The organism is Hymenobacter montanus (assembly GCF_014699115.1).
Classification (GTDB): Bacteria; Bacteroidota; Bacteroidia; order Cytophagales; family Hymenobacteraceae; genus Hymenobacter; species Hymenobacter montanus.
The window spans coordinates 104489-117115 of sequence record NZ_JACXAD010000006.1; the positions used below are offsets into that span (position 1 = coordinate 104489).

7 protein-coding genes are annotated in these 12627 nt (G+C 59.5%); 4 read left to right on the forward strand and 3 right to left on the reverse strand.

Annotated features, from left to right (window positions below; genetic code table 11):
- The first annotated feature begins 169 nt into the window (after positions 1 to 169).
- Both IC235_RS07065 and porU2 read left to right on the forward strand, forming a co-directional pair.
- Positions 170 to 1282, forward strand: a complete 1113-nt coding sequence (locus tag IC235_RS07065; RefSeq protein WP_191004468.1) for a putative type IX sorting system protein PorV2 — start codon at positions 170 to 172, stop codon at positions 1280 to 1282.
- 148 nt (positions 1283 to 1430) lie between these two features.
- Positions 1431 to 6629 (forward strand): putative type IX secretion system sortase PorU2, encoded by a 5199-nt coding sequence (gene porU2, locus IC235_RS07070; RefSeq protein WP_191004469.1) that lies wholly within the window; start codon positions 1431 to 1433, stop codon positions 6627 to 6629.
- 332 nt (positions 6630 to 6961) lie between these two features.
- Here the strand turns inward: porU2 and IC235_RS07075 are convergent, their stop codons facing one another.
- The 3 genes from IC235_RS07075 to IC235_RS07085 all read right to left on the reverse strand — a co-directional run bounded on the left by IC235_RS07075 (position 6962) and on the right by IC235_RS07085 (position 9862).
- Positions 6962 to 7450 (reverse strand): dihydrofolate reductase, encoded by a 489-nt coding sequence (locus IC235_RS07075; RefSeq protein ID WP_191004470.1) that lies wholly within the window; start codon positions 7448 to 7450, stop codon positions 6962 to 6964.
- 33 nt (positions 7451 to 7483) lie between these two features.
- Entirely contained in the window at positions 7484 to 8416 is a 933-nt protein-coding gene (gene fmt, locus IC235_RS07080) for a methionyl-tRNA formyltransferase (RefSeq protein ID WP_191004471.1), read from the reverse strand.
- A 204-nt stretch (positions 8417 to 8620) separates the two neighbouring features.
- Positions 8621 to 9862, reverse strand: coding sequence for an exo-beta-N-acetylmuramidase NamZ family protein (locus tag IC235_RS07085; RefSeq protein WP_191004472.1), 1242 nt, complete (start codon positions 9860 to 9862; stop codon positions 8621 to 8623).
- Positions 9863 to 10406: 544 nt separating this feature from the next.
- On the opposite strand from IC235_RS07085, the gene IC235_RS07090 reads away from it, so the two are divergent.
- Together IC235_RS07090 and IC235_RS07095 are read left to right on the forward strand one after the other, a co-directional pair.
- Positions 10407 to 11630, forward strand: a complete 1224-nt coding sequence (locus IC235_RS07090) for an ABC transporter permease (RefSeq protein ID WP_191004473.1) — start codon at positions 10407 to 10409, stop codon at positions 11628 to 11630.
- Between the two features lie 18 nt (positions 11631 to 11648).
- On the forward strand, positions 11649 to 12626 hold the full coding sequence (locus tag IC235_RS07095) for a hypothetical protein (protein WP_191004474.1): 978 nt from the start codon (positions 11649 to 11651) through the stop codon (positions 12624 to 12626).
- Position 12627 lies beyond the last annotated feature (1 nt).

Below are 12627 nucleotides of genomic sequence, written 5' to 3' on the forward strand. Positions count from 1 at the left end.
CTGAGCCCCTGGGGATGACCTGGGCACCGCCCCGGCGCAAGCGGAAGGGATTCGGCCGTACCGGTAGAATTAATTCTGATTTTTAGCTCAGTAACTAGCGTGGGCAACGCACGATAATGGGTGTAACTTGCGTTTTGTTCGCGCACCATATAGCCGCTTTCCGAATCCTATGCTCCAATTCTCCACCACCATTCGTGGACTGTTTCTTCTGGGTGCTTCGGCCGTGCTGGTCGCGCCCGCCCGGGCTCAATCGACCAAAACGCCCAAGTACAGCAACGAATTCCTGAACCTCGGCGTCGGAGCCCGCGCCCTCGGCATGGGCAAGGTACAGGTGAGTCTGGCCGACAATGCCACCGCCGGCTACTGGAATCCCGCGGGCCTGGCCAATCAAACGCACAAATACGACGGGGTGCTGATGCACTCCGAGTTGTTTTCAGGCATCGTAAAAAACGACTACGCCGCGTTCTCGATGCCGCTGGACGATAAGAGCGCCATTGGAGCAAGCTTGATGCGCTTGGGCGTCGACGACATTGCCGACACCCGCAACCTCATCAACGAATACGGCTACGTCGACTACAGCAAGATAGAGTTATTCTCGGTGGCTGATTATGCCTTGCTGCTCTCCTATGCCCGCAAGCTGAGCAATGTGGAGGGCCTGAGTGTGGGGGGCAACGCCAAAATCATCTACCGTAACATCGGCAAATTCGCCCACGGCTACGGCTTCGGCATCGACGCGGGGGTGCAATACAACCACAAGGGGTGGAACCTGGGCCTGATGGCGCGCGACATCACCACTACGTTCACCCAGTGGACCATTAACGCCGAGGAATACACGAAGGGAATCAACAGCACCATTGCCAATGGCCCCGACGCCATTCCCACTGGTAGCTCCGAAATTACGCTGCCTCGCTTCGTGCTGGGGGCGGGCCGGCGGTTTGTGCTGCCCAAGCAGTTCTCCGCCCTGGTCGCCGTCGACCTGGAAACTACCACCGACGGCCAGCGCGGCACCCCTATTTCCACCAAAGCCGTGAGCGTGGACCCCCGCCTGGGCATTGAGCTGGGCTACAAAGACCTCGTGTTCCTGCGGGGCGGGGCGGGCAACTACCAGAAAATTCAGGAGTTCACGGGCACGAGCTGGAAGGGCCAGTACTCCCTGGGGGCAGGCGTGGCCATCAGTGGCCTGCGCGTCGACTTGGCCCTGTCGCGATTAGCGGTTGAGAAGCTCGGCAGCTCCTCGCAAACCAACTCGCTGATTGTGTCGCTGGGTTACGGATTTAAATAGTGCCCGTCGTCGTTCAAAAACACAAATGGGTATTGCTTTCAGCAAACTGAGCGGCCACCGCCGTTGTTTAACCAGTACCCGCAGTAGTTCAGAAATACAAATCAGCCTACCGCACTGTCCGAAGATTTAAATTTTTATGGCGTGAGTTATGAATTGGAATTTTAAACAAAGGAATGTTTTTTGGGGATTGTGGCTGCTGCTGTTGGGCGTGAGTACGTCGGCAGCAGTAGCGCAGTCGGGTCCGGTAGGCAACGAGTGGATCGTGCCAGGGCAGCCGTACTATAAGGTGAAAATCCTGAAAGATGGTCTTTACAAAATTGACTATCAGTACCTGACTCAGGCCGGTATTACTGGAGTAGCCCCCAGCCAACTGCAAATCTGGCGCCGGGGCCGGGAAATCGCCACCTACTTGGGCGGCAACTCGACCACGCTGGACCCCACGACCTTTCTGGAATTTTACGCCCTGCGTAACGACGGCAAGCTGGACGTTGAGCTCTACAAACAGCCTCAGGATCAGCCGCACCCCTATTATAATTTTTATACGGACACCGCCAGCTACTTTATCACGTGGAGCACGACCGGGGAGCGCCCTGGCCGGCGCATGGCCCAGCCCAACGCGGCGGGCGGGGCGGTTCATCCCCACCGGTTAACCAATCAGCTCTTCCTCAAGGTGGGGGTTTACGTTGACCGACCCAAGGATCCGTACACGTATTTGCCGTGGGTAGAGCCTGCGGAGGGCTATTTTGAAGATAAAACCAGGACCACTATCGGCGATACCGCCGTGCGTAACGTGGTAACCACGGGCCCGCCCCCCCAAGTAGAGGTGATGATGTTTGGGGTAACCGATGCGGAACACCTCGCGGAAGTGCTGGTGCAGACGCCGGCGGGGGCTGACCGCAGCCTGGGCACGATACGGTGGTCGGGCCGCTCACGGGGAAGAAAATCATTCGCGCTGCTGGCTTCGGATGTGGACCCCAATGGTAAAGTGGTAATTAAGACCCGGCGGTATGACTCGGACGGGCCCCGGTACAGCGACGAGTTTTATTCTTGCTATGTACGTATTGGGGGCCCCCAGCTTAGTACCTGGTACCCTAACCGCAACAGTATCTTATTTCAGAACGATTCGCTGCTGACCGGGCCGGCCACCTATGAGTTCGACGCCAGCTCTATTCCCGCTACGGTGGTCGGATTCGATGTGCAAGACTTTTATAATGTCCAGCGCGTAGTCAGCACGGTGGGCAGCACGGGCACCAACCGCCGGTTTGTGTTTCCCGATGCCAATGCCAGTGCCACCCACAACCTCCTGCTGGCCAACGAAGCGCGCTTACCGGTGCCCCCCGTGCGGGCCCAGCGGGTATATTTCCGCAATATCGACCCGGCGGTGCCCAACTTTATTATCATCACCCATCCGCAGCTGATGCAGCGCGACCCGGCCACCGGCATGGTCAATGCCCCCAAGCTCTACGCCGCGTATCGGGCCTCGGCTGCGGGCGGGAGATACGACACCCTGGTCGTAACCGTCTCGCAGCTGTACGACCAGTTTATGTACGGCGACCGCTCCTGGCTGGCTATGCGCCATTTCGGGCGGTGGCTAGCCGCCGCTACCCCAGGTGCTACTAACCGGTACCTGCTTTTAATTGGGAAGGGAATAGTGCCCAGTGAGCGCGGAACGTACTACCGCGCTGGGGGAGAGTTAGGCCAAAACCTGGTGCTATGCAGTAGCCGGGCGGCTTCCGATAATATGCTCACGGCAGACTGGCAGGCCAATAGATTCGACGCGCAATTGAACACCGGCCGCCTTACTGTGCTCACGCCGGCCCAGGTACTCGCTTACCTGGCCAAAGTCCGCGAATACGACGCGCTGGGTGACCAGCCCTGGCGGAAAAATGTGCTGCACCTGATCGGCGGTACTGATCCCGACGAGTTTGTCGAGTACAGAGGATACATGAACCAGTACAAGCAGTCCATCGAGAAACCTCTGTTTGGTGGTCAGGTATCGACCGTGGAGCGAACGACAATAGGTGGTACCGGCTCCTCGGTGGTCGTGCGCACCAATATTGCTTCGTACCTCAACCCTGGTTTAGGGCTTATTTCTTATTTCGGGCACGCGTCGCCTACCGCGTTCAGTTTAGAAATCGGCGATGTGAACGACCCGGGTAACGGCTACAACAATACCAATGGGAAGTACCCCGTGATGATGTATCGCGGTTGCAGCGCGGGAGCACTGTATACTTCTGATAACACTACCTTTTTTGAGAAGTGGCTTTTTGCGCCTGGCAAAGGGGCCATTGGGGCCCTGGGCGAAACCGGGTTTGCTTTTGCGGGCTACCTGAACGTATCGCAAGACACGCTGACGAGGCTGCTGTTCAACGATCCAGCTTGGTACGGAAAGCCCGTTACGGCGGTATATAATGAAATGGTACGCCGCCTGCAACGTGCTCCCGGCGGCCTCTTTAACAATCCCGATGATGGCCCCGCGGCGGAGATGCTGCTTTCCACTACTTGGCACGGCGACCCTACTGTCTCGTTGTACGCACCCCCCAAGCCGGATTTTCAGGTTAGCGACGCGGCCTTGGCCATCAGCCCCCTGGCGCCAGCTACCGCCGTTACGGCTGCTTCCCCGGAATTCGTACTTAAGATTGGCGTAACCAATCCGGGCAAGGTAACCACCGATTCGGTTGAGATACGGGTGACGCGAACCATTCCCGGGCAGCCCAACACGGTTAGCACCAAACACTTCGCTCAAGGGCCCCAGGGTAGTGCCACCTATGATTTTCGACTCACTAACCCCGCGGGAATTAACGTCTTTGGCACTAACACCTTCCGCGTCGAGCTGGATTACCGCAACAAGGTGGACGAAAGCAACGAGACCAATAACACGGCCAGCACCAGCTTTACCTTCCTGCGGGGCGGCGTGACCGTGCTAAACCCCGTGGAATTTGCCATTGTCGGCACTAACCAGCCGCAGTTGGTAGCCCAAACCAATGACCCGACCGGGCAGGCGCGACTGTACGAATTTGAGGTCGACACAACCGCGGCATTCAACAGCGGCCAGCGGCGGCAGTCGGGCCCGATAACGGCCACGATTGCGCCCCGCTGGCGACCGACGCTGCCGGCCTTCGGCCCCGACAGCGTGGTGTGGTACTGGCGGGTGCGCTTCCAGAGCCCCGCCCCCGACGAAGATCCCAACTGGGTGGTGAGTTCCTTCCGCGTGATACCGGGCCGCACGGCCGGGGGGTGGTCGCAGAGCCACTACACGCAGTTCCGGCGTAATCAGCGCCAGGGCGTGGAAGTAGCCGCCCCCACCGGCCAATGGAGCTTCAGTACTGAAAACAAACCCCTGCTGTTACGCACCGCCGGGGGCGGGTTGCCAGGAGCACCGCCCTCGTTTGAGGGGGGAGTTGGGTTTGGTGTCACGACCAACGTGCAAGCTCCGCCTACTGTGGCCAACTGCGGCGTTCGGGCGCCCAATATGCTGGTGGCTGTGTACGACCAGCGCACGTTGGAAACCAAGACCGGCCTGCCCGGAGCCGCGGTTTGCAGCCAGCCGCCCCAGGAGTTTTATATTTTTGGCAGCAATCCCGCCAATGCCGCCGACACGACCAACACGCTCAACAACAATGCGGCCCGGCAAGCGCAGCTAGCGACTTTCCTGGCTACGGTGCCCGACGGCGACTACGTGGCCATCGTGAGCATGAACCGCCTGCGCTGGCCCAGCCTGACCACGGTAAAGACGGCCCTTAGCACGCTGCTGGGCTCGCAGCTCGTCAACCAACTGCGGAATGGCGACCCCTTTCTATTGGTAGCCCAGAAGCGCGCCAGCGGGGGCCGGCTCCTCCACGAAGCCGGCCCAGACCTGGCCTCGCCCACCATTCCGCGCTACAACCAAACCATCACCTTGAAGGATACGCTGCGCACGCCTTCCTCGCGTGGCGTCATTACTTCCGCGCGCATCGGCCCGGCGAGCAGCTGGGAAAATCTGCATCACTGGATTCAGCGCGAGCCGGGAGCCACCAGCAACTACACGCTCAAAGTGATTGGCATCGATACCCTCAACCAAAGCACCGTGCTACCGATTACCATTACGGCCGCTTCGCCCCAACAGGGAGGCTACTCGCTTAGCTCGATCTCGGCGGCCCAGTACCCGTACCTGCAGCTGGAGCTGACCATGGAGGACCGGGCGCGCCGTGTGGCCCCGCAGTTGAAGGAGTGGTTTATAACTTATCAGGGCGTGCCCGAAGGGGTGGTGCTCAAAGACCAGGCTCCCAGCAGCGCCTACGAAGCGGCCACGTTGACGGCTCAAGCGTCGGATGCCAGGACACTCACTATTCCAGTGGTGTTTGAGAACGTTACGCCCTACGATTTTGGTACCCCGCTGCGGGCTCGGATCGAATTGCGCGATGCCCAGGGAGTGGTGAGAGCCTCGGGCGTGGTGAATGCCCCGGGCCAGCTACGGGGCGATTCGCGCATGACCATTCCGGTCACCTTAGCAGTAGGAAATAATTTTGGGACCAATTTCACGACCAAGGTGACGATTAACCCCCGGCCACGCGCACTACCCGAAGTCAACCTGTTCAACAATGAGCTGAACCTGGGCCCGTTCCCGATAATCGACAAGAACGTACCCCCCACCTTGGACGTGGCCTTCGACGGCCGCCACATCCTGAATGGAGAGCTGGTCTCCTCCACACCCGTGATTAACATTCAGCTCAAGGATGAAGACCGGATTACGCCCATCACCGACCGTTCGGCATTCACGGTTACGCTGCTCAAGCCCGGCCAAACCGGCCTGCCCACCCTGGTAGACCTCAACGGCTCAGATGTCAACTTCAATGTGGAGGTGAACAACGGCAGCGTGGCCAAGCTGGAGTACCGCCCCGGCCAGCGCGCGCCCCTGCCCGATGGCGTGTACACGCTACGGGTGCAGGGCCGGGACCCGCGCCAAGCCAGCGCGGGCGCGCAGGAGTTTCAGGTGAAGTTTGAGGTCGTGAACGCCTCCACAATTAGCAACCTCTACCCGTACCCGAACCCGGTTACCAACAAGGCCCGCTTCGTGTTTACGCTAACCGGGCAGCAGTTGCCCCGCAACATGAAAATCCAGATCTTGACCCTGACGGGTAGGGTAGTGCGCGAGATTTTCATGTCCGAGCTTGGGCCGCTGCACATCGGCAACAACATCACCGATTTTGCCTGGGACGGGACCGATTCCTACGGCGACCGGCTGGCGAACGGCACCTACCTCTACCGCGTATCGCTCGACGACGCGGAGGGGCAGTTCAGCCGCCGCGATACGGCGGGCGACCAGGCCTTCAAGAAAGACTGGGGCAAGCTGGTACTCATGCGCTGAGGTCACTGACTATCAGCCGCCACGAGCGGAGGGGCAATCCTGTCTCTCCGCAACCCGTCCGCCACTGGATAAGCTAAAGCCCCGGCTCGTTGCAGAGCCGGGGCTTTAGCTTATCCAGTGGCATGAGGTATGCCCCTGTTCAACGAGTCAATCTGGTACCTGGTATGGACGAACCCTGATCGATATAGCGTGGCGCTGGAAACCCAGCGGCGCGAGCGGGGCGGCAACGGACGCGCCCTTTGCTACGCTCTTCTACGGAACGCGCTAAAAGGATTGAAGCAGCTCATGGCGCGGAAGGCCGGGTGTCCGGGCAATGAATGACTAAACCCTTTTTACCGGCGTCGCAGGGTTACGAAGCTGAAAGCATACGCGTGCTGCTCATCAGCTTCGTGTCGTTCGCGGGATTCCTCGCGCCAGTCGGCCGAATCGAGGGCCGGGAAATAGGCATCGCCCTCAAAAGAGTGGTGTACTTCCGTCAGGTAGATGACGTCGGCGGCGGGCAGTGCTTCCCGATAAATCTCTCCGCCGCCAATAACGCACACTTCGGCGTCGAGCGCCCGGGCGCGGTCCAGGGCGGCGGGCACCGAAGCGGCGGTTTCGCAGCCCGGGGCCGCCCAGTGTGGTTGGCGCGTCACCACGATGTTGGGGCGCTGGGGCAGGGCCCGCCCCATGCTGTCGTAGGTGCGGCGGCCCATCACCACCGGATGGCCCAGGGTGAGGCGCTTGAAGTGTTGCAGGTCGGCTGGTAAGCGGCCCCAGGGCAGCTCGCCCCGGTAGCCGATAACCCCGTTTTCGGCCACGGCCACGACAAAGGAAACCATAGAGTGGATTAGATGATGACGAAGAAAAATACCTTAGCGAGCCAGCTTGAAACCGAGGAGCAACTCTTTCACTGGCATGCGCTTTTTGCCTTCGAGCTGCACATCCAGCAAATCCAGCCAGCCATCAGCAGTAGCTACGCGTAGAAAGTGCCGACCATCCGAAGCCCAGCTACCCGGTGTGGGCAGGGGCGTATCCGCTTCGGGTACCTGGACCTGGGCTCGGAATATTTTCAGCAAGCGGCCGTCGGGCAGGGTAGCGAAGGCGGCGGGAATGGGAGAAAGGCCCCGCACCCAGTTCACCAGCTCGGCGGCGGGCCGGCTGAAATCGAGTCGCCCGGTTTCTTTCTGAATCTTGGGGGCCGGGCGTAAGTCAGCGCGTGGTGCCTGGGGAATGCTGGGAGCGGTGCCGGCCGCGATGGCTTCGACTGAGCGGCGGGCCAAGGCGGCCCCCGCTACCTTGAGCTTGGCGTAAAGGCTGCCAAAATCATCTTCGGGCGCGATGGGCACCCGATCCTGCAAAATCAGGTTGCCAGTGTCGATTTCGTGCCGCAGGAAAAAAGAGGTAACCCCGGTTTCCGTGTCGCCGTGCATCAGGGCCCAATTGATGGGGGCCGCGCCGCGGTACTGCGGCAACAGCGAAGCGTGCACGTTGATGGACCCGAGCCGAGGCATGCTCCACACCGCTTCGGGGAGCATGCGAAAGGCCACGACCACCTGCAAGTCGGCCGCGTAGGTTTTCAGCTCGGCCTGAAATTCGGGGGACTTGAGGTTGGTGGGTTGCAGCACGGGCAGGCCATGAGCCAGGGCCGCCACCTTCACCGCCGACGCTTGCAGCTGCTGCCCGCGTCCCGCCGGCCGGTCGGGGGCTGTAATAACAGCTACTACCCGTCCGCCCGGCCAGGCCAATAGGCTTTCCAGCGTGGGAACGGCAAAATCGGGCGTACCCATGAAAACGAGGTTCAGCATAGTGGTGCTTGGTTTTTGGTGCCTGGTGCTTGGTTGTTGGTGCTTAGTTGTTAGAATATCATGCTCATCTCGTCTTCGCGCGATCCAAGCAGCTCGCGTGGAGCAGCAAGCAATGCCGTTGCAATAATGCGGGCCAGCTGCTTCGGTGGCGCTCGGCAGGACCTTCCAACAACCAAGCACTAAGCACCAGGCACCACCAACCAATTACCGCTCTGGGTATAACAGGTATTTCTTACGCAGCGCCTTAAACTTGCCCAGGCCGGGCTCCCACGAGGCCCGAATTTCAGCTTCGGACTTGCCTGCGACCACTTGTTCGCGCAATGTTGCGGTGCCTGCGAGCTGCTCGAAATATTTGCCAAAGAAGTGCGGCTTGTCAGTGCTTTGCTGATAGAAATCGAGCAGGTATTTCAGTACTAATCCCGAGCCTTCGCGGGTGGGGGCGGCGGCGAGGTTGAGGCCGTAGCAAAGCTGGCCATTGAGCGGGGGAGTGGGGGAGCCCGGGTTTGGCCGGGGCGTGAACGAGAAAGGTCGGGTAGCGGGCTGCGTAGGTCCGCCAATAACTTCGAACGGTGTGGTAGTGCCCCGTCCCACGCTCACGTTGGTTCCTTCAAATAGGCAGATGCTGGGGTACAGGGCCACGGCGTGGTCGGTGGGCAGGTTGGGGGAGGGGCGTACGGGCAGGTGGTAGGCCGTGGCGTGGGTATAGCCGGCCGCCAGGGGCACCACCGTAAGGCGGCAGCGTTGCCCACCCGCCAGCCACTTCTCGCCGTTTATCATGGTGGCCAGCTCGCCCACCGTCAGCCCGTGCGCGATAGGCAGGGGGTCGAGGCCGACGAAGGATTGGTGGGCTGGTTCCCGCACGGGGCCATCGACCAGGTCGCCGTTGGGATTGGGCCGATCCAGCACCAGCACGGGCTTGTGCTGCTCGGCGGCGGCTTCCATCACGTAGTGCAGCGTGCTGATGAAGGTGTAAAATCGCGCGCCCACGTCCTGAATGTCGAATACGAGCACATCCACGTCGGCCAGCATTTCGGGGGTGGGCTTTTTGGTTTTGCCGTACACCGAGCGCACGGCCACCCCGCTGCGGGCATCGCGCCCGTCCTTGATGGTCGCGCCATCGGCCGCTTCGCCCCGGAAGCCGTGCTCGGGAGCGAAAATGGCCGTCACGTTTACGCCCCGGGCCCGCAGGGTGTCGACTAAGTACGCGTTACCCACCCGCGAAGTCTGGTTGATGACCAAGCCAATGCGCTTATTCTGGAGCTGCGGCAGGTAGGTATCGAGGCGCTCGGCCCCCACAACCACGCGCGGCGAGGTCGGTGGGGTACTCACGCCAGCTGCTGCTTGGGCGGGGGGCGGAGCGGGCCGTCCGGCCACCGTGGCCGGCGGGCTGCAGGTCGGCACCGCTAGCAGGAGCGCCCAGGCTAGTTTTGCGGAAATGGCTATCATGTTAGAAGAGCAAAGCTAAGAGAACAATGCCGCGTGCGAAAGCAGCCGCCAGGCAAGGGGCCAAGACGCCACGGCCCACTTCAAAGCGCAGACATCGGCTTTCGGCCTAGCTGGAAGCAGCACCCGGCGTGGCCAGCTCTAGAGAACGACAAAACCGAGGAAGTGATGTACGGCGGCGTGGCTAAACCAGGTCAAACCCACTTACTCGCTTGTAAATAGAGAAGGCAACTGGGTTCCGAACAGAAGACCACCATCCCTAAAAATACCAGGTGTGAGCGGTGAGCCTGGTCAAAACCCGCTGTACGGTTCCACCCGCCGCCCAGTCTCCGCAGAAGCCGTGCACACCTCGGGAATAACCCACGAAAAAAACAGTGATGCTGGGACTTTTTCGTTTATCCAAGCAGCACATACTACTCTGTTATTATCTTTTCTTCATCCAGGGCGTCCAGCGGGAGCTGCACCGACGTCAGGCGCCACAACAGGCCCTCGTGGCCCGCCCCAACCCGCCCGGTACCGGTTCAAAACGTAGCTTTACGGTCGAACAATGAATGTCGCCCGCTACATTTCGCACAAGATTGACGGGGGAGCCGACTCCGGCTCCTTTACCTCCTCGGTCACAAAAATTGCCATCATCAGCATTGCGATGGGCTTGGCCGTGATGGTGGTGTCGTTTGCCATCCTGCAAGGGTTTCGCAACGAGATTCAGAACAAGATTTTCTCGTTCGGAGCGCACCTGCAAATCTCCCGCTACGACACCAACAACTCGCTGGAAGTTGCCCCCATTGCCGGCCCCCGGCTGGTGAAGCAGTTGCATCAGGTCCCGGAAGTAAAGTCGACGCAGCCATTTGCCGTGAAAACGGCCATTATCAAAACCAAAGAGGAAGTGCTGGGCGTGGTCCTGAAGGGCATCTCGGAAACCGATGGCCTTTCGCCCATGCGCCAGAACCTGCAAGCCGGTAAGTTTATGAGCTTTCCCGACTCGGCCGCCAGCGACGACGTGCTGCTTTCGCGCAAAGTAGCCAACAAGCTGCGGCTGGCCGTGGGCGACAAAGCCTTGTTCTACTTCATTCAAAGCCCGCCGCGCATCCGCCAGTTTCGGGTGAGCGGTATCTACTCGACCGGGCTCGACGAATTCGACGATGTGTACGTCATCGGTGATATTCGGCAGATCCGGGAGCTGAACTCGCCGGCCTGGCCCGATTCCCTGGTGGGCGGGATGGAAGTGATGCTGCGGGACTTCACTGCGCTGGATACGACCTACGAGCATTTATACGAGCATCTGCCGTACGACCTCAAAATCGATAAAGTCACGGAGCAGTACGCGCAGCTGTTCGATTGGCTGAAGCTGCTGAACCGCAACGTGATAATCTTTTTGATTCTGATCATTTTCGTCGCTACGTTCAACATGGTCGCTACCATTTTTATCATGATCCTGGAGCGCACCAACATGATCGGCATTCTCAAAGCCTTGGGGTCGACCGATAACCAGATTCGGCAGATCTTCTTTTTTCGGGGGCTTTCGCTCACGGTGCGCGGCATGCTCATTGGCAACGTAATCGCCGTGGGATTCTGCGCCGTCCAGTATTATTTCCATCTCATCCCGCTCGACCCCGAGAACTATTACATGGATCGGGTGCCGATCTCCTGGGACCCTCGAATGCTGCTGCTCCTGAACGTGGCTACGTTCGGGGCCTCGCTGCTGGCCGTGCTCATCCCAACTTACCTGATTGCGCGCATCAAGCCGGTAGTCGCTATCAAATTTGATTGAGCCAGTCAATGTTTTTTTATGCGTCACCAAACCCTTGCCACCGACAATCCCCAAACTATTGCCTGGGTGGGTAATGAAATTATAGACTGGGTCAGCTTGAGAAAGTACGGTCCAGCCGCGGCTGAGCCCCCGCAGATTTCGCGGAAATTGGCGTTAGCCTTCGACCGCGCCATTACCTCGGCCGACGGGCAGTATGCTTTCCTCTACCAGGTGCTGGGCACGAAGGGCGTTTTGCTCAGGAATGGGGAGCCGATTCGGGAAATCAATCGTGATGAGTACCTCGCCACCGGATACGAATACCCAGCGGCTTTTGCTACCGTCGATGGCGTAACGTATTTGGTCCATTGTCCGCTGGAGTACTGCCGGATTGACTTTGAGAATGTTGAAACCGGTGAGCTGGTCACCAATATCCCCAGCCGCCAGCCCATGGACAGATTTCATTCCCGCTTCGAAGTCAGCCCTGAAGGAGGGTATTTATTGAGCAAAGGGTGGCTCTGGCACCCGTGGGATATGGTTGAGCTATTCGACATACGTGCCTGCCTGGCTAACCCCTTATTGCTGGATGAAAGCGAGTTAAGCGCTCCTACCAACAGCGAGCTTTGTTCGGCTGGTTTTATTTCCGAAACGCAGGTCCTACTGGGCGCTTCCACCGAAGAAGTAATGGATGATGAAGAACCTAGCGTAGTACCGCCGGGGCATTTAGCCGTCTGGAATTTCATAGCCAACGAGTTTTCGCAACCACTTAAGGTGCTTGCCCCGTTCGGCAACCTGTTTCCGATTGACGCCCATCGGGCCTGGGACCTTTACCAGTACCCCAAAATCATTAACCTGGATACCGGCGAAGTAATGGACCAGCTCGAAACCTTAAACACCGGCCGGCAGTGCTCATCCATCATTCGCAGTATTGCCCCGGTGCCCGCCATTATTTTCAACCGGCAGACGGGCCAGGTCGCGGTCAAAATCGGTGCTAACCTTGAGCTGCTTTCGGTAGCATGAG